Origin of the sequence: Achromobacter sp. ACM03 (assembly GCF_014851665.1) — a bacterium.
GTDB lineage: Bacteria > Pseudomonadota > Gammaproteobacteria > Burkholderiales > Burkholderiaceae_B > Achromobacter > Achromobacter aegrifaciens.
On record NZ_JACVAD010000001.1, the window covers coordinates 1,134,596 to 1,151,333 of the forward strand.

Sequence of the window (16,738 nt, forward strand, 5' to 3'; positions counted from 1 at the left end):
GATCAGCGCGCGACGATCGACGTCCACCATGGCAGCGGCCGCTGCACGCGCACGGGGAGATTGCGTTCCAGCATGGCTAGGGCGCGGTCGGAGTCGTCGGCAGGGAACACCCCCATGACGAGCATGTCGGCGACTTCCGGCGCCACGCCCAGATAGCCCTGGCGGTATCGACCCAGTTCGTCGATGAGCGTTTTCAAGGGCAGGTTGTCGGCCAGCACGACGCCCCGGCTCCACGCTACGCGGGCGGGATCGGCTTGCTCGGTGGACAGAATCGATTCGGCATTGAAGCGGGCTTGGCCGCCTGCCACCACATTCACCGACGCGCCGGCCGGGTTGCGTGCCGCCACTTCGCCGTCGTAGACGTCCAGCTGGACTTGGCTTTCAGTCAGGCGCACGCTAAAGCGCGTGCCCAACGCCTGCATGCGGCCAAAGCGGGACTCGACATAGAACGGCCGGTGTGCAAGGTCTGGCGCAGTTTCGATCAGGATCTCTCCTGCCAGCAGCGTCAAGCGGCGCGCGGCGTCGCGATAATCCACATCCAGGGCGCTGCGGGCGTTAAGCCAGACCCTTGATCCGTCAGCCAGCAGCTGGTCGCGCCGTTCTCCGGTGCCAGTGGAATAATCGGCGGCAAACGTTAGCGCCAGGCCGGGCAGCATCGTGTGACGCCACCCCAGCCAGCCCAACACGCTCGTGCCCAACATGATGGCGCCGCTGCTCAGCAGTTGGCGCCGCTTGAGCGCACTCTTGCGCGCCACGGCGGCTCCCGCCAGCGCCGCCTCGGCCCCTCCTAGGCGCAGCGGCTCGAACCGCTGGCTGACAGCTTCGATGTGATGCCACGCGGCCGCGTGCTCGGCCCGCTCGTGCAGCCAGGTTTGCCACGCTGTCCTGTCCCGCTCGGTCACGCTATCCGCGCGCAACAACGCAAACCAGTCGGCGGCCTGTTGCAAGCTGTTGAAATCCGCTTCCATTGCACCGCCCGACGGGGACTGGGTCACAATGCCGGAAGGCGAATTCCGCGAAGACGGCACCACCCGTTCACCTGCCCAGCTTGGCATCGATCAGGGCGCATTCCAACATGCCCCGAGCGATGTATTTCTGGACCATGCGCTCTGACACCCCCAGGGTTTGGGCGATGTCGCGGTAAGGCATGCCGTCCACCTGCGCCATGACGAAGGCCGTGGCGGCCTTGTGCGGTAAACGGCTCAGCATCGTGCCGATTTCCATCAGCGTTTCGATGACCAAGGAGCGCTGTTCGGGAGACGGTTCGAATGATTCTGGGCGCGCGGCCAGCGTGTCCAGCCAGGCTTGTTCGACTTCACGTCGTCGCCAGAAGTCCGCGCACAGGCCATTGGCCATGGCCCGCAAGTAGCCGCGGGCTTCCGGAAAGCTCTTGAATCCTTGCGAGGCCGGCTTGCTGAGTAGGCGCAGGAAGGCGTCATGAGCCAGGTCGGCAGCGTCCGCCGCGTTGCCCAGCCGGCGACGTAGCCATCCTTGGAGCCATTCGTGGTGATCGCAATAAATCACATCCATGGACGGTGCCGCACCGTATCCTTCAGCCTTCATTTTCCATTTTGGCCCGCGGCGGTGGGGCCTCTCCATCCAGGCGTTGTAAACGAAACTAATTCGCATTTCCAAAAATCGAGACGAATGATAACTCATTGGGAAATGCCTGACAGGCGAGGAGCCGCACCCTTCATCATGGAGCGCTTCTGTAGCCGACGTCCGCTCCTGGCCGGAATCATTGCGCGCCGAGCCGGGATAACAAAGGGAGGAGTCGGACCGAACAGGGGCTATAAAAAATCTATGCCCTCACAGACGCCCATTATTAAATTCAAAGCAATTCGGCCTTGAAGCAGCATCATTGGATCCTATATCGGCATTGAAGCGATCGAGTGCGGGTCGCGCTGGCGGTCACTTAGCGGAGTCTCGATCCTTCGGAAAAACGCTCTGGAGGTAAATATGGCTAACTACCCTTTCAGCGACAGCAGTGTCGAGTCTTTCTTTGACGCGGTCCAGCAGCAGATGGACCAGATCTTTCGTAGCGCGGGTTTGCCGGCTACCTTGCGAACGATGCCGCGCGGACGTTTTCCGCCCGTCAACATCGCAGTTTCCGACGATGCCACCATGGTCGTCAGCTTCGTGCCCGGCGTCGAACCAGACGCCTTGAAAGTCTCCATGGAGAAGGGGCTGCTCACGATCAGCGGCACTCGGAAAATGCCGCCCCTCCCCGAAAACGGCCGCTACTACGCCAGGGAGCGTGCCGAGGGAGATTTCACTCGCGTTATCGAGCTTCCCGCTGATGTCGACCCTGACAACGTCGAGGCGCGGTACGTTGACGGCTGCCTGCTGATATCCGTCAAGAAGAAGGAGTCGTCTAAACCGCGTCTTATCGCAATCCAGTGACGCAAGCCTCGAACACTACTCAGGAGAAACGATCATGAATGAGCGCAAGGAGTTCGTTGTCGAGCAGGACGGCCGCTCGAAAGAGCAACGTCCCGCCAATCTGCCCGCGGTCGACATCTTCGAGAACGCGACCGGCGTCACCGTCCTCGCCGATTTGCCCGGCGTCACGAAAGACAGGCTCAATATCAAAGTGGAATCGGAAATGCTGGTCATCGAAGGAGAAGCGTCGGTGCCAGTTCCCGCGGATGTCCGACTGGTCCACGGCGAGTTGCGCGAGCCATTGTTTCGCCGTTCGTTCAGGCTGGGGCCGGAGTTTGACAAGGACGCCATCACCGCCAGCTTGAAGTACGGCGTGCTTACCCTCCAAGTTCCTCGCATCCGTGAGGCGCAGCCGCGACAGATCCCGGTGACTGTGGCGTGAGTCTTAGTGCATGCCGCGGTGGCGTAGCGCCGCCGCGGCATCGGAGGGCCAATCCATGAACGACGTCATCCTGACCGAGCACAAGGGATTCCGCCTGGGGGTCCGCGCCGTGCCATTGCGCTGCCTGGAACAGTTCGGAACGCTGCCCGAAGGCTTTCTCCCGCTGGTCCAGGTCACATATTCGACATTGGTGCTGGTCGATTGGTCCATTCCCAGCCCGCTTGCGCCTCGAGACACACCGGCACGCGCTATTCGGGACGGCACCGCATATCTAAAGCTCCTGATCGACTCCGGCAAGGTCAATCAATATCTGCCCGGACCGTAGGGCAGGCCAGTCGCGGCTGATCTCGCCAGGCGCAGGGTAAAATCCGCCCCCCATGCGCTATTCCGACTTCGACAACCGCCTCGCCGCTCTCGGCGCCCTGCCCGTCCATCGTGGCCGGATCCTGCGCGTCTGGCTGCAAGGGCAAGCGCTCGACACCGGCACGCGACGTCGGAGCGCCGAACACTTCCTGCCTCTCGCGCTACGCGACGCCGTGCCCGCCTTGACGGCGGAACTGGACGCCCTTGCCCGCGTCCGCTCCGAACACGCCGGCAACGACGGCTCGCGCTTGCTAGTCGAACTCGCCGACGGGCAGATGGTGGAAAGCGTGCTGTTGCCGCGCGACGGGCTCTGCGTCTCCACCCAGGTCGGCTGCGCGGTCGGCTGCCGCTTCTGTATGACCGGCAAGAGCGGCCTGATCCGCCAGGTCACGAGCATGGAAATCCTCGCCCAGGTCGTGCTGGCACGGCGTCAGCGCGCGGTGAAGAAAGTCGTCTTCATGGGCATGGGTGAACCGGCGCATAACCTCGAGAACGTGCTCGAAGCCATCGACCTGCTCGGCACCGAAGGCAATATCGGCCACAAGAATCTGGTGTTCTCCACCGTGGGCGACTTGCGCGTATTCGAGGCCCTGCCGCAGCAACGCGTCAAGCCCGCGCTGGCGCTGTCGCTGCACACAACCAAGGCCGAACTGCGCGTGCACCTGCTGCCGCGCGCACCGAAAATTGCGCCGGAAGAACTGATCGAACTGGGCGAGAAATACGCTCGCGACACCGACTATCCGATCCAGTATCAGTGGACGCTGCTCAAGGGCATCAACGACGGCGACGATGAACTCGATGCGGTCGTGCGCCTGCTGAAGGGCAAGTATGGGGTGCTCAACGTCATTCCCTTCAATAGTCTCGAAGGGGATGATTACCAGCGCCCCGATACCGAGCGCATCCGCGAGATCGTCCGTAATCTGCAAAGCCGTGGCGTGCTGACCAAGGTCAGGAATAGCGCCGGGCAGGATGTGGATGGGGGCTGTGGGCAGTTGCGCGCTCGGGCCGTTGGCGCGGCGCAGGTGGTCGAATTGCGCAGAAAGCGCAGTGCAAAGGCAGAAATAGCCTAGCTCAGGACTATCCGCCGCTGGCGTGGGCAACCTTTTCGAGAAAATTGATCTCGGCCCGCCGCGGACTTCTACGTTGTCGAGTTTGCCGCGAAAGCGGCAATGTGCAGCCAGGCCCCCCATAGCGACAAAAAAATAGAGAACGTGGTCCTTGCGACGCTCCATTTGCGTGCGTTCGCGCGCGAGCCCTGGGTGGCGAAGCCGCCGGCTTGGAACGAGCCTCCGCACCCGTCCGATGGCCGGGTTGCCGAATTGATTAGCTGTCTATGTATAATGCGATCAATTCTCATTTGATTCGTTTGCTTCGACATTCCGTCCTCATGCCAGCCCAGGATCTACCCATAACCGATGATTTGGCAGGACTGTATGTCGAGCACGGCAAGTGGCTTCAGGGCTGGCTGCGCAAGCGCGTCGGCGACACTTTCGCGGCAGCCGACCTGGCGCAGGACACTTTTCTAAGCCTGCTGGACCGCAAGACCGCGGCTATCGAGATCCGGGAGCCGCGTCCGTTTCTGGCGACGGTTGCCCGGCGGCTCCTCGCACACCGCCACCGCCGGCAGTTGCTTGAAACCGCTTATCTCGAGGCTCTCGCCTGCCTGCCGGAAGAAGTCGCTCCCTCGCCGGAAGCACAGTTGATGGCCGTCGAGAGCCTGCAGCAGATCGACCGCGTGCTCGATGGCCTGCCTCCCAAGGTTCGAGAAGCCTTTCTGTTGGCGCACCTGGTCGAACTGAGCTACGCCGAAATCGCCGAACGGTTGGGGACTTCGACCAGTTCAGTCAAGCAGTATCTGACCAGGGCCAACCGCGAATGCATGTTCGCGCTGGCGACCTGAATTCATGGCCTCTCATAGAGACACGCTAACCCTGCCTGGCGGCCGCGTCATCAGCCGGGCCACTGCGAACGCTGCGGCGGACTGGCTCACGCTGCTGATGTCCGGGGAGGCTGGCGATGAACAGCAACGCCAATGGCGCCAATGGCGCCAGGCACATGTCGATCATGAGGCCGCTTGGCAACATGTCGAATCTGTCACGGGCCGGATGAAATCACTGGAGCGTGCTCCGGCTTACGCGGCCCTGTCGTCGTACGCCACCACCGATCAGCCCTCCTCCGCCGCCCGCCGGCGGGTCACCCGAATGCTCCTGTGGGGGGGAATGGCCACCAGCGCCGGGCTGCTCGCTTCGCGCACTGACACCTGGCAGGCCCGCACGGCCGACTACCGCAGCAACACGGGTGAGCAACGCGAAGTCACGCTGGACGACGGCACCCGGCTGACGCTGAACACGGATAGCGCGGCAAATGTGCGCTTTGATGCGGACCAGCGCCGAATCTTGCTGGTGGCGGGCGAGATCATGGTTGCGACTCGCCACGGGCCGGGGATGGCCGATCCGCGGCCACTTTCGGTAGTGACCGCCGAGGGCAGCATCCGTTCGCTGGGTACACGATTCACTGTACGGCAGCGCGCTGGACAGACCAGTGTGGCGGTTCTGGAAAGCGCTGTGGAAGTCTCTCCCCGCGCCGGCTCCGGCGCGAGTGTGCTGCACGCCGGCCAGCAGACCCAGTTCAGCCGCGATGCTGTTGGGGCGCCGCGCGCGATCAATGAGCAGACGGATGCATGGGCGCGGGGTCAGTTGGTGGCGGACGAGCAGCGGCTGGGCGACTTCGCTGCCGAACTGGATCGCTATCGGCGGGGCGTGCTGCGCGTCGATCCGCAAATCGCGAATCTACGGCTTTCGGGTGTCTTTCCATTGGCGGACACGGACAGGATCCTGGCTACGCTGCCCAGCGTGCTGCCGGTACGCGTGCAATGGCGCACCCGTTACTGGGCGACGATCGTACCGGCCGATTGAGGCCCGAAAAAAATTTTTCGAATTGACTGCCCGATTGGCATGTTCGCGGCACCTACCTAGGAAGGACCGGGATTTTCGGAGGTCCAATCCAGAGGAAGAACATGCCGAACCTGCACCGCGCCCACGATTCGGAGCGCCCTTACCCATCGTCTACTGCGCTTGCCGCCCTGACGCTGACCGCCGCCCTCGCGGCCGGCGTTCCGGCCGCCGTGCTGGCGCAAGGCGCCGCGCCTCCCGCAGCAGGGACCGCCGCGGTCGAATTCAGGATTGCCGCCGGGCCGCTGGCGCCCGCTTTGCGTCAGTTGGCCAGCACGGCCAACATCATGTTGACCTTTACCGCCGAGCAAACCCAGGGCAAGCGCACGGCCGGCGTGAGCGGCCGCCATCCCGCCGCGGGCGCGCTGAGCCTTCTGCTTGCCGGCAGCGGCCTGCGGGCCGTGCAACTGGACAATGGCGCGTACGTGCTGCAAGTCGACGAGACGCTCTCGTCCGCTGCGTCCGCTGCGTCCGACGCCGCCACGCTGCCCATGGTTACAGTAACCGGAACATCGGTAGCGGACGGCACTACCGAGGGCACGGACTCGTACACCACCAGCAGCATGGCCACGGCCACCCGGCTCAACCTGTCCATGCGCGAGACACCGCAGTCGGTCACCGTCATTACCAACGAACGCATCAAGGATCAGAACCTGCAGACGATCAACGACGTGGTGCAGGCTGCCCCCGGTCTGACGTACCGGCGCTTCGGCCCGGAGCGCGCCTCCTTTTATGCGCGCGGCATGTATGTGGACAACATCATGTTCGACGGTCTGCCCGTGAGCCTGGACAGCTCCAACCTGTCGCAGGACCTGCTGTCCACCGACATGGCTATTTATGACCGCGTGGAGATCGTGCGTGGCGCCACCGGGCTGGTGCAGGGTGCAGGGAATCCGTCGGCTGCGATCAATCTGGTGCGCAAGCGGCCGACCGATGTGCCGCAGGTATCCGCCGACGTGAGCGCCGGCAGTTGGGACCACTATAGAGCCCAGCTGGACGCCTCTGGTCCGCTATCGGAGGACGGCAGTCTACGCGGCCGCGCCGTGATCGCCACTCAGGACTACGGAAGCTACAAGCGTGGCGAAAACAGCAGCGGCCAGACGTTTTACGGGATCCTGGAAAAGGACTTGACTGCGTCCACCACGCTCACGCTCAGCGCGTTGCACCAAGAGAACAGGTTGCATGGCAATGGCTTTACCGGCTTGCCCGTGGCCCGCGACGGTAGCGATCTGGATCTGCCTCGATCCACCTCATATGCCAATGACTGGGAACATTGGAACAAGAACACCACTTCGGCATTCGTGGGACTCGACCACCGATTCGAAAATGGCTGGCGTACGCATCTCTCGGCCTACTACGCGCAGGCCGAGGTCGACATGCTGGGCCATTACCTCAATTACAACTTCACCACCGCAAAATACCGCCAACTAGGCGCGCGCAACGCCCATACGGAAAAGCAGAGCAGCGTGGACCTGTATGCCAACGGTCCCTTTCAATTGCTTGGCCGCACGCATGAACTGGTACTGGGCGCCAGCTACCGCAACATCGATTTCGACGGCAACAGCCGTCAAGGCGTGGTTCTCTACGACAACCTCGATCTCTACGACTTCGATCCGAGTGCCGTCGCCAATCCCAATATCCCGCTGCGCGACTGGATGGACGCCGACATCACCCAGCAAAGCTTATACGCCACGACCCGCCTGAACCTGGCCGATCGGCTGAAACTGATACTGGGCGGACGGTTGGACTGGTTCGACTACAACGACACCGTCAACACGTATCCCAGCTTTACCGCCAATACGCCATCCGTCAACGCGCATAACCGATACCGCATCAATAACCAACTGACAAAGTACGCCGGCATCGTCTACGACTTGAACGACCAGCACTCCGTCTACGCCAGCTACACGGACATCTTCAAGCCTCAGAATTACATGGACGCCAGCAACAATCTGCTGGATCCGGTGATCGGGCAAAACTATGAGATCGGTATCAAAGGCGAATACTTCAATGGCGCGCTGAATGCCTCGGCAGCATTGTTCCGCATGGACCAGAAAAACCGCGCCTTCCGCAGCACCGATCAGACCCAATGCGCCGGTTACCCGACTGTCGCCTGCTATTCAGCCGCTGGCGAAGTACGCAGCCAGGGCGTGGAATTCGAATTGCAGGGCGCCATCACCCCCAACTGGCAAGTGAGCCTGGGCTACACGGTAGCCATTGCGCGTTATCGCAAGGATGCGAACCCCGACAATGTGGGCGAGCTGTTCGACACCGACACGCCGCGACACCTGTTCAAGCTGTCGACGATGTACCGGCTGTCTGGCGCTTTGCAAGGCTGGCGCATCGGCGGCTCGGTCTACCGCCAGGGCTCCATTTACAACCAGGGCACCACGAGCGGCGTTCCCTTCCGTATCAGCCAGGACGCCTACACCCTGGCCGACCTGGTAGTGGGCTGGCAGGCGACGCCGAAACTGGATGTACAGCTCAACATCAATAATGTCTTTGACAAGAAGTACTACAACGCGCTGTCCGGCAATGTGGGCTTTCCGAGCAATGTCTATGGCGAGCCGCGCAGTGTGACGCTGTCGGCACGCTACCAATTCTGATGCGCGGCGGCATGCGTGGCGCGATGGTGTTGCTGCACCGCTGGTGCGGCCTGTTCATCGCGGGTTTCCTGTTCGTCGCCGGCTTGACCGGCGCGTTGATCGCATGGAATCACGAACTCGACGAGTGGGCTAACCCCAACCTGTACGTGGCCGCCTCCGGTGCGACAGCTAACGCACTAGCTCCCTTGGAGTTGGCGCGCCGGGTCGAGGCGGCTGACCCGCGCCTGCGAGTCAGCTTTGTCCCGCTGACGCTGGAGCCTGGCCACACTGCGATGCTGGGTGTCGCCGCGCGCATCGATCCCGCCACCGCAGCGCCCTACGTCCTCGGCTTTAATCAATTGGCCGTGGATCCTGCCACCGGCCAGATCCAGGGGCAGCGGCAGTGGGGCCAGATATCCCTGTCGCGCGAGAACTTGCTGCCCTTTCTCTACAAGCTGCACTACACCCTGCACATCCCCAAAGGCTGGGGAATCGAATTCGGGGTGTGGCTGATGGGGGTGGTGTCGGCGGTCTGGATCATCGACAGTTTCCTGGCTCTCTGTATCTCATTTCCCAATGTGCGCAGCTGGCGCAAGTCGCTGAGCTTCCGGCTGCGCCAGGGCGGCGTCAAACTCAATTTCGACGTGCATCGCTCGGGTGGCGTATGGGTATGGGGTCTGCTGCTGATGCTGGCCGTGACCTCGGTGTCGCTGAACCTGGGAACGCAAGTGATGCAGCCGCTCGTGTCGGTTTTCTCGCAGATCACGCCCTCGCCATTTCAGTCACGCCAGGGCAGTCGCGAGCGGGAACTGACCGACCCGCTGCTGCGTCGAGAGCAGGCTATCGCCGTAGCCGAGGCCGAAGGCAGCCGTCGAGGCTGGACTGCCCCCGCCGGGTCTCTTTTCTATGCGCAGCGTTTCGGCATTTATGGCGTGACGTTCTACACGCCGGAAGACGACCGGGATGAGAACGGCATGGGGAACAACGTGCTTTACCTGGACGGCGACACCGGTACGATCGTCGGCGAAAGAGTGCCGGGCCAAGGCACCTGGGGCGATGTGTTCATGCAGGCGCAATTGCCGCTGCACTCCGGCCGGCTACTGGGCATGCCGGGGCGCGTGTTGATTTCGTTCATGGGGATTTTTGTTGCGACGCTGAGCGTGACTGGATTGGTGATCTGGGTGCGCAAACGGCGGGGAAAAGGTGCCAGACTGCAATTCCGCAAAGGAAATTCCCTCCCCTCACCATGAGCGCCCATGGTCAGCGGCGAAATACCAGCCAGATCAGCTATCGACTCGCGCGCGAAGCTCTTCCAGCAACTTTTCGATCGAATCAGACTTGATAATGGAACTGAAATTCGAATGATAGACCTGCTGAACGGACATCCCGCTCACATGCATGTCGACCACCTGCCACCTACCATCAATATAAAGAAGTTGAAACGCCATGGTGAACTCGTTGGCCTTCGATTTCGCCGAATAGTAAATGCAGTCTGCTGTTTTCAGCGTGAGGCAGGTGATCTGATACACAGTAGCCGAGCCGGGCTTACTTCGGAACCTCTCCCCATCCTCCAACTCAAACTGCGAGGGCAACGGGTTTTCGAAGGCGCCTTGGAGGGTCCTCATCAGGAACCGGCTATAAAGATCGACGGCTTCTGCCTGCCTTGACGCTGACATTGATCCCCACGCTGGTCCCAATACAACTCGCGTCATGGTCTCGGTTGCTACCAGGCGCTTGAAGGTAGGGCCAACACGCTGAGCGAACGCTTGCCTGGTCTCCTTCTGCGGGCTCGCTGTAGCTAGAAGTGCCGCTGCAACCTTCTTGGCATCGGCATCCGTTTTCTGAGAGGGCTGCGCGGTTGCACTTCCAGAGGATCCCATCAAGAGAAAGCTCAGCAGCAGAAGTTTCGGAAGCATGTTTTGCATCTTTTTTCATCCATCAGCCGTGGAGAATGCAAGCGTCCTACGCGAGACGCCCGTACTCGATGAAAAAACTGCGGGTCGTGGGACGCGACTGTTTGGCGTTTGCGGCATCCCGGCAGGGTTTTGCAGCGTCGCTGTCAGCCTTCAACTTCGCGCGCTCCGCGATGTAGTCAAGTGCCAGCGTCACTTTCTCGTGATCGCCCTTCATTCATTTTTTAACGAATAGGTTATTCGTGATCGCTGTGCAAGTAACTAGCCCGGAAGGAGCAATCCAATCCTTCCGGGCGATACAGCGGCGCAACCGTAAGCCGAACCGACTTAGCGGCTGGCGCGACTAATCACAGCGACGACGGAAGCTGGCTTTAGGCTGAGCAACGCAAAGCCCACGCTTGGCAAGCCGTTCAGCCTTTCCCAACCAGGCCTTTAGTCATCCCCTCCCCCCGACGCATTCCTCGCCTCCGCCAACGCCACCGTCAAATGCATCACCTTCTTCTTCAACTGATCCCTTTCATCCGTCAGCCGAGTCAGCAACTCCCGTAACCGCGCCACCTCGGCCGGCAAATCCGCAATATTCTCGATAGGAATATCCGGCACAGCCTCCCGAGGCGGCGGGGCCTTGGCTTGGCGGACTTCGCGGGCTGCCTGCTGCAACTCCTTCCTGCCGCCAGCCACGGCCGCAGCCTGTCGCTCCGGCGGCAACGTCGCGACCGCCGCCGCAGCGTTAATCGAGATAGCCCCATCCTTGACCGCCCGCACCAATTCCGGCGCCGCAGCCTTCTGTATCTTCTCGATCTGCCCCAAGGTATTGCTGCTGATACGCGCAGCCCGAGCCAGAGCCTGCCGGCTCAGCGCCTGCGACACGACTGCGGCCGGCAGCGGCGGCGGTTCGCCGGAGTCTTCGTCCCAGGGCGGATCGTCGGGCGCGGGCGCAGCTGCCGTGCGCGCCTGCAGGATTTCCTTCTTGCGCAGCGCCAGCACCCCACGCTGGAAATCCGACACGCTACGCCGGCCCAGGTGGTTTTCGATCATCCAGAGGTGCACGTCCTCGATGGATTTGAAGGAGGTGTTCTGGCGGGTTTCGAAGGGGATGCCGTGCTTCATGCACAGGGCATGGCGGTTGTGGCCGTCGACCAGCAGGTCGCCCCATAGCACCAGGGCGTCGCGGCAGCCTTCGGCGAGCAGGCTGCGTTCCAGCGCCTCGCGCTCGTCGTCGGTCAAGGGGTCTATGTAGGCGCGCAGGCCCTCGTCTATCCTGATTTCCATGGTGTCCAAATACGGTTACGCCCAGCCCGGTACCTATACGAGGCCCTGGCATCTTTCCTAAGCCAGCCCCTGCCCCCGCAGCACGTCCTGGATCGCCGCCAGGCGCGCCACCGGGTCGGTCATGGCGAGCAAGGCGGCCTTGTCGTCGGGCGGCAGGGGCAGCAGTTCGCACCAGCGGTCGGCGACCCAGCCGCTGTCATCCAGCCGGAACGGCGGGCCCAGGGGCATTCTTTCGGGGGACACGCCATCTTGCTGCCATTGGGCCACCAGGCGTCCCAGCGCGTCGGCGCTGGGCTGCATGGCTGCCGGCACGGGTGCAGGCGGGTCGTCGGGGATGGGCTCGGCCTGGCCCATCCAAAGGCCGTATTTTGCCACCTCGCTGGAAAGCAGCCGGAAGCGGCTGGTGCCGACGCAGCGCAGCTCCAGCAGGGCCGGCATGGGCGCGTCCCAGGCGTCGATGCGCGCCATGGTGCCGACGGGGGCCAGGGTCTCCGTGCCTTCGGGGGTGCGGACCTCCTGGCCCGACAACAGGCCGACCACGCCGAATTCGCTGCCGTCCGCGATGCAGCGGCGGATCATGTCCAGGTAGCGCACCTCGAAGATGCGCAGGTGCAGCACGCCTGCGGGGAACAGCGCGTTGGATAGCGGAAACAGCGGGATCAGAGACATGGCGGCCTCCTATTTCACGATGAATGCCTCGTCGACGGGCACCTGCATGGCGGTGACCATGGCATTGGTCTGCGCGGCCATGCCTATTACGCCCAGCAATTCGGCATGCTGGCCGTCGGTCATGCCCTTGGCGCGGGCGGCGGCGGTGTGGGAATGGATGCAGTAGGCGCAGCCGTTGGCGGTGGACACGGCGATGTAGATCATTTCGCGCATCAGGGGAGAGAGTTCGCCGTCCGCCATCATGACCTGCTTGAGCTGGCCCCAGACCCGCTCCAGCTGCGGCGGATCGTTAGCCAGGGCGCGCCAGAAGTTATTGACGAAATCCGACTTGCGCGTGGCGCGGATGTCTTCGAACACGGCCCAGGCCTGCGGGTTTTTGCGGACGTCGTCGTCGGACAGCAGTTTTACGGTACTCATGCGGCGCTTCCCTGAAAACTCGTTCAATTCGATGAAAAGACATGTCACGCGCTCGCCATATCGCGCGGCGCGCGCTTGCCCTATGATGTAGCGCGGTTCGCGGCGTTCAGACGCTGCGGCCGTCGTACGGGATGCGGGGCCAGGCGTTCAGATCCACGTTTTCCAGGCAGCGCACGTTTATCGCTGCTGTCTCTTCGCCCTTGGCGCCCACGCCGAAGCCGAATGGCGCGCAGCCGCAATTGGCGCAGAAGTGGTGTGAAATCACGTGCTTGTTGAACCGGTAGGTCGACATGGCGCTGGCGGGCGTGGCAAGGCGCACGCTGGCGCGGGGCGCGAACCACAGCAGATAGCCTTTGCGGCTGCAGTGCGAGCAATTGCATTCCAGTACCTGGGACGGTTCGCCATCGACTTCGAACGCGATCTGTCCGCAATGGCAGCTTCCTTTCAGCATGGCCGGGCTCCTTTGCACGTGGGGTCAGGCTTCCATCATAGAGCGGCGCCGCCCTCCTGGCACCGTCCGTTCGTCACCCTGGAGACATCATGCCCCAACTATCCGCCTACCTCAGCTTTGACGGCAATTGCGCCGAGGCCATGCACTTCTACGAGCGCGTGCTGGGCGGGCGGATGGAGGCCATGATCCGCTATGCGGACGCCCCGCCCGACGCCGCCATGCCGGTCTTGTCGGACGAAGACGCCGGCCGTATCATGCACGCCCGCCTGGGCCTGGACGAGCAGACCCTGATGGGCAGCGACGCGACCGCCGGGCATCCCTATCCCGGCAAGCAGGGCGTGGCGCTGGCGCTGGCCTATCCCACGGTTTCGGACGCGCAACGCGTCTTCGACCTGCTGGCCGACGGCGGCAGCATCACCATGCCCTTGCAGAAGACCTTCTGGGCCGAGGCCCATGGCTCGCTGATAGACCGTTACGGCACGCGCTGGATGGTCAGTGGCGGGCGCGTTTCCCACTAGAAAAGCAACGCGGCGGATCGAACCGCCATCCACGGAGCAACAACTGATGACGCATGGAATACATGGCAAGCAACGCTGGTGGGCGCTGATGGTGCTTTGCCTGGGCGTGTTGATGATCGTCCTGGACACCACCATCGTGAACGTCGCCCTGCCCTCCATCCGCGAAGACCTGCATTTCACCGAGACCTCGCTGGTGTGGGTGGTGAACGCCTACATGCTGACCTTCGGCGGCTTCCTGCTGCTGGGCGGACGGTTGGGCGACTTGTTCGGCCACCGCCGCATGTTCCTGGCGGGCCTGGTGGTCTTCACTGTGGCATCGCTGGCCTGTGGCCTGGCCCAAAGCCAGGCCCTGCTGATCGGCGCGCGCGCGGCGCAGGGCCTGGGCGGCGCGGTGGTGTCGGCGGTGTCGCTGTCGCTCATCATGAACCTGTTCACCGAAACCGGGGAACGGGCGCGCGCCATGGGGGTGTATGGCTTTGTCTGCGCGGGCGGAGGCAGCATCGGAGTGCTGCTGGGCGGGCTGCTGACCAGCGCGCTGTCCTGGCACTGGATCTTCCTGGTGAACCTGCCCATCGGCGTGGTGGTCTATGCGCTGTGCCTGCGGCTGATTCCGGCCGCACCGCCTGCCGCCGCCGGCGCCCGGCTGGACGTGGCCGGCGCGCTGAGCGTCACCGCCTCGCTGATGCTGGCGGTGTATGCGGTGGTCAACGGCAACGAGGCCGGCTGGACCTCGACGCAATCGTTGACCCTGTTGGGCGCGGCAGCCGCGCTGATGGCGCTGTTCCTGACGATCGAAGCGCGGGTGGAATCCCCGCTGATGCCGTTGGGGCTGTTCCGCCTGCGCAACGTGGCCACGGCCAACGTCGTCGGCGTGCTGTGGGCCGCGGCCATGTTCGCGTGGTTCTTCGTGTCGGCGCTGTACATGCAGCTGGTGCTGGGCTACAGCCCCATGGAGGTCGGCCTGGCCTTTCTGCCGGCCAATCTCATCATGGCGGCGTTCTCGCTGGGGCTGTCGGCCAAGCTGGTGATGCGCTTTGGTATCCGCGGGCCGTTGGCCACGGGTTTGTTCATTGCCGCGCTGGGGCTGGCCTTGTTCGCGCGCGCGCCGGCGGACGGCAGCTTCGCCGTCGATGTCCTGCCAGCCATGCTGCTGCTGGGCCTGGGCGCGGGCGTGGCCTTCAACCCGATGCTGCTGGCCGCGATGAGCGATGTGGAGCCCAGCCAGTCCGGCCTGGCGTCCGGCGTAGTCAACACAGCTTTCATGATGGGCGGCGCGCTAGGTCTGGCGGTGCTGGCCAGCCTGGCCGCAGCGCGTACCGCGGGGTTGGCAGCGGCTGGCGCGGCGCCGACCCTGGCGCTGAATGGCGGCTATCAGCTGACCTTCCTGGCGGGCGCCCTGATTGCAGGGCTGGCCGCTGCGCTCAGCGCGCTGCTGGTGCGCACACGTAACCACGAACTGTCGGTCCAGGCCGGTTCGTCGCACTGACACGGGATAGTCGCGGCGCGCGGGCGGCAGGCGCTGTCCTGTCCGCCCGCGCCGCCATTGCCGCTACTTGCGCGGCATCCAGTTCTCAGCCAGCTTCACGAAGGCGCTCGCGCCGATCGGCAGCAATGCGTCGTTGAAGTCATAGCTGGTGTTGTGGACCAGGCATGGGCCTTCGCCGTGGCCGGGTTCACGGTGGTCGCCTTCGCCGTTGCCGATGAAGCAATAGCTGCCGGGCACCTCTTCCAGCATGAAGGAAAAGTCCTCGGCCGCCATGATGGGCGCCTGCACCAGCACGCGCTCCTGCCCTACCACCTGGGTCAGCGCGTTGCGCATGAAGGCGGTCTCGGCCTCGTGGTTGATGGTCGACGGATAGTGCCGCGTGAAGACGAATTCGCATTGCGCGCCGAACATGCCGGCCACGTGCTGCGCGATCTCGCCCATGCGGCGCTCGATCAGGTCCAGGGTTTCGCGGGTATAGGCGCGCACCGTGCCGCGCAGTTCGCAGGTGTCGGGGATGACGTTGACCACGCCGCCCGCCTGCACCGTCGTCACCGAGATGACCGCCGTCTCCAGCGGCTTCTTGTTGCGGCTGATGATGGTCTGGAAGGCCTCGATCATCTGCGCCGCCGCAGGAATGGGATCAATGGACAGGTGCGGCATGGCCGCGTGGCCGCCCTTGCCGCGCACGGTCACGTGGAATTCGCTGTTGGACGCCAGCACCGGCCCCGCGGACGAGGCGAAGCAGCCCACCGGAATGCCGGGCATGTTGTGCATGCCGAAGACCGCTTCCATGGGGAATTTCTCGAACAGGCCGTCGCGCATCATCTCGCGCGCGCCGCCGCCGCGCTCTTCGGCGGGCTGGAAGATCAGGTACACGGTCCCATCGAAGTTGCGATGGTGCGCCAGATGCTGGGCCGCGCCCAGCAGCATGGCGGTATGGCCGTCATGGCCGCAGGCGTGCATCACGCCGGGATGCTTGCTGGCGTGGCTGAACTGGTTGACCTCGTGCATGGGCAACGCGTCCATGTCGGCGCGCAGGCCCAGCGTACGCCCGGAGTCGCCATTGCGGATCACGCCCACCAGGCCGGTCTTGCCGAAGCCGCGATGCACCGGGATGCCCCAGCTTTCCAGCAGCTGGGCCACCAGGTCGGAGGTGCGGTTCTCTTCGAACGCCAGTTCCGGATGCGCATGGATGTCCCTGCGGATGTCGCGGATGGACGGGGAGTTTTCAACAATCTCTTCGATCAGGTTCATAAGCTGCTGCGGGCCCCGCAAGCGGAGCCCCGAAT

Annotated in this window: 18 protein-coding genes; 10 read left to right on the plus strand and 8 right to left on the minus strand. The window is 63.4% G+C overall.

The window, feature by feature from the left end; translation table 11 throughout:
- Positions 1-2 precede the first annotated feature (2 nt).
- Entirely contained in the window at positions 3-995 is a 993-nt protein-coding gene (locus tag IB257_RS05155; protein ID WP_370540088.1) for a FecR domain-containing protein, read from the minus strand.
- A gap of 40 nt (positions 996-1,035) precedes the next feature.
- Complete coding sequence (locus IB257_RS05160) at positions 1,036-1,563, minus strand: sigma-70 family RNA polymerase sigma factor (protein WP_125473484.1); 528 nt, start codon at positions 1,561-1,563, stop codon at positions 1,036-1,038.
- 396 nt (positions 1,564-1,959) lie between these two features.
- Between IB257_RS05160 and IB257_RS05165 the strand changes: the two genes are divergently transcribed.
- The 8 genes from IB257_RS05165 (at position 1,960) to IB257_RS05200 (ending at position 9,973) form a co-directional block, all read left to right on the plus strand.
- A complete protein-coding gene (locus tag IB257_RS05165; RefSeq protein WP_192491951.1) occupies positions 1,960-2,403 on the plus strand; it encodes an Hsp20/alpha crystallin family protein in 444 nt (147 codons plus the stop codon).
- Positions 2,404-2,437: 34 nt separating this feature from the next.
- Entirely contained in the window at positions 2,438-2,824 is a 387-nt protein-coding gene (locus IB257_RS05170; protein WP_125473475.1) for an Hsp20/alpha crystallin family protein, read from the plus strand.
- Positions 2,825-2,879: 55 nt separating this feature from the next.
- Positions 2,880-3,149, plus strand: coding sequence for a hypothetical protein (locus IB257_RS05175; RefSeq protein ID WP_125473476.1), 270 nt, complete (start codon positions 2,880-2,882; stop codon positions 3,147-3,149).
- Between the two features lie 52 nt (positions 3,150-3,201).
- On the plus strand, positions 3,202-4,257 hold the full coding sequence (locus tag IB257_RS05180; protein WP_192491952.1) for an RNA methyltransferase: 1,056 nt from the start codon (positions 3,202-3,204) through the stop codon (positions 4,255-4,257).
- Between the two features lie 317 nt (positions 4,258-4,574).
- Complete coding sequence (locus IB257_RS05185) at positions 4,575-5,087, plus strand: sigma-70 family RNA polymerase sigma factor (RefSeq protein ID WP_054453792.1); 513 nt, start codon at positions 4,575-4,577, stop codon at positions 5,085-5,087.
- Positions 5,088-5,091: 4 nt separating this feature from the next.
- Complete coding sequence (locus IB257_RS05190) at positions 5,092-6,102, plus strand: FecR domain-containing protein (RefSeq protein WP_054453790.1); 1,011 nt, start codon at positions 5,092-5,094, stop codon at positions 6,100-6,102.
- Between the two features lie 101 nt (positions 6,103-6,203).
- Positions 6,204-8,744 (plus strand): TonB-dependent siderophore receptor, encoded by a 2,541-nt coding sequence (locus IB257_RS05195; RefSeq protein ID WP_192491953.1) that lies wholly within the window; start codon positions 6,204-6,206, stop codon positions 8,742-8,744.
- Entirely contained in the window at positions 8,744-9,973 is a 1,230-nt protein-coding gene (locus IB257_RS05200) for a PepSY domain-containing protein (protein ID WP_225588740.1), read from the plus strand. Before IB257_RS05195 ends, IB257_RS05200 begins: the two co-directional genes overlap by 1 nt.
- A gap of 33 nt (positions 9,974-10,006) precedes the next feature.
- Here the strand turns inward: IB257_RS05200 and IB257_RS05205 are convergent, their stop codons facing one another.
- The 5 genes from IB257_RS05205 to IB257_RS05225 form a co-directional block, all read right to left on the minus strand.
- On the minus strand, positions 10,007-10,648 hold the full coding sequence (locus IB257_RS05205; protein WP_054453786.1) for a phospholipid-binding protein MlaC: 642 nt from the start codon (positions 10,646-10,648) through the stop codon (positions 10,007-10,009).
- A gap of 420 nt (positions 10,649-11,068) precedes the next feature.
- Positions 11,069-11,908: a hypothetical protein gene (locus IB257_RS05210; RefSeq protein ID WP_054453784.1), complete on the minus strand. Its 840-nt coding sequence runs from the start codon at positions 11,906-11,908 to the stop codon at positions 11,069-11,071.
- A 57-nt stretch (positions 11,909-11,965) separates the two neighbouring features.
- The gene (locus IB257_RS05215) at positions 11,966-12,577 is read right to left on the minus strand and encodes an LON peptidase substrate-binding domain-containing protein (protein WP_119451942.1); all 612 of its coding nucleotides are present in this window, start codon (positions 12,575-12,577) and stop codon (positions 11,966-11,968) included.
- A 9-nt stretch (positions 12,578-12,586) separates the two neighbouring features.
- On the minus strand, positions 12,587-12,994 hold the full coding sequence (locus IB257_RS05220; RefSeq protein WP_192491954.1) for a carboxymuconolactone decarboxylase family protein: 408 nt from the start codon (positions 12,992-12,994) through the stop codon (positions 12,587-12,589).
- A 106-nt stretch (positions 12,995-13,100) separates the two neighbouring features.
- Positions 13,101-13,445, minus strand: coding sequence for a GFA family protein (locus tag IB257_RS05225; protein WP_192491955.1), 345 nt, complete (start codon positions 13,443-13,445; stop codon positions 13,101-13,103).
- 89 nt (positions 13,446-13,534) lie between these two features.
- Here IB257_RS05225 and IB257_RS05230 point away from each other — a divergent pair, with 89 nt between their 5' ends.
- Together IB257_RS05230 and IB257_RS05235 are read left to right on the plus strand one after the other, a co-directional pair.
- Positions 13,535-13,963: a VOC family protein gene (locus IB257_RS05230; protein WP_054453774.1), complete on the plus strand. Its 429-nt coding sequence runs from the start codon at positions 13,535-13,537 to the stop codon at positions 13,961-13,963.
- Positions 13,964-14,009: 46 nt separating this feature from the next.
- On the plus strand, positions 14,010-15,449 hold the full coding sequence (locus IB257_RS05235; protein WP_192491956.1) for an MFS transporter: 1,440 nt from the start codon (positions 14,010-14,012) through the stop codon (positions 15,447-15,449).
- A gap of 63 nt (positions 15,450-15,512) precedes the next feature.
- Here the strand turns inward: IB257_RS05235 and IB257_RS05240 are convergent, their stop codons facing one another.
- Positions 15,513-16,703: a M20 aminoacylase family protein gene (locus IB257_RS05240; RefSeq protein WP_192328109.1), complete on the minus strand. Its 1,191-nt coding sequence runs from the start codon at positions 16,701-16,703 to the stop codon at positions 15,513-15,515.
- Positions 16,704-16,738: the final 35 nt, after the last annotated feature.

Excerpts from the sequence above, each read along its gene's own strand:
- IB257_RS05190 (WP_054453790.1), top strand. The coding sequence starts at position 5,092 with ATGGCCTCTCATAGAGACACGCTAACCCTGCCTGGCGGCCGCGTCATC.
- IB257_RS05205 (WP_054453786.1), bottom strand. The coding sequence starts at position 10,648 with ATGCAAAACATGCTTCCGAAACTTCTGCTGCTGAGCTTTCTCTTGATG.
- IB257_RS05180 (WP_192491952.1), top strand. The coding sequence starts at position 3,202 with ATGCGCTATTCCGACTTCGACAACCGCCTCGCCGCTCTCGGCGCCCTG.
- IB257_RS05235 (WP_192491956.1), top strand. The coding sequence starts at position 14,010 with ATGACGCATGGAATACATGGCAAGCAACGCTGGTGGGCGCTGATGGTG.
- IB257_RS05210 (WP_054453784.1), bottom strand. The coding sequence starts at position 11,908 with ATGGAAATCAGGATAGACGAGGGCCTGCGCGCCTACATAGACCCCTTG.
- IB257_RS05225 (WP_192491955.1), bottom strand. The coding sequence starts at position 13,445 with ATGCTGAAAGGAAGCTGCCATTGCGGACAGATCGCGTTCGAAGTCGAT.
- IB257_RS05195 (WP_192491953.1), top strand. The coding sequence starts at position 6,204 with ATGCCGAACCTGCACCGCGCCCACGATTCGGAGCGCCCTTACCCATCG.
- IB257_RS05175 (WP_125473476.1), top strand. The coding sequence starts at position 2,880 with ATGAACGACGTCATCCTGACCGAGCACAAGGGATTCCGCCTGGGGGTC.
- IB257_RS05170 (WP_125473475.1), top strand. The coding sequence starts at position 2,438 with ATGAATGAGCGCAAGGAGTTCGTTGTCGAGCAGGACGGCCGCTCGAAA.
- IB257_RS05185 (WP_054453792.1), top strand. The coding sequence starts at position 4,575 with ATGCCAGCCCAGGATCTACCCATAACCGATGATTTGGCAGGACTGTAT.
- IB257_RS05165 (WP_192491951.1), top strand. The coding sequence starts at position 1,960 with ATGGCTAACTACCCTTTCAGCGACAGCAGTGTCGAGTCTTTCTTTGAC.
- IB257_RS05230 (WP_054453774.1), top strand. The coding sequence starts at position 13,535 with ATGCCCCAACTATCCGCCTACCTCAGCTTTGACGGCAATTGCGCCGAG.
- IB257_RS05220 (WP_192491954.1), bottom strand. The coding sequence starts at position 12,994 with ATGAGTACCGTAAAACTGCTGTCCGACGACGACGTCCGCAAAAACCCG.
- IB257_RS05240 (WP_192328109.1), bottom strand. The coding sequence starts at position 16,703 with ATGAACCTGATCGAAGAGATTGTTGAAAACTCCCCGTCCATCCGCGAC.
- IB257_RS05200 (WP_225588740.1), top strand. The coding sequence starts at position 8,744 with ATGCGCGGCGGCATGCGTGGCGCGATGGTGTTGCTGCACCGCTGGTGC.
- IB257_RS05215 (WP_119451942.1), bottom strand. The coding sequence starts at position 12,577 with ATGTCTCTGATCCCGCTGTTTCCGCTATCCAACGCGCTGTTCCCCGCA.
- IB257_RS05160 (WP_125473484.1), bottom strand. The coding sequence starts at position 1,563 with ATGAAGGCTGAAGGATACGGTGCGGCACCGTCCATGGATGTGATTTAT.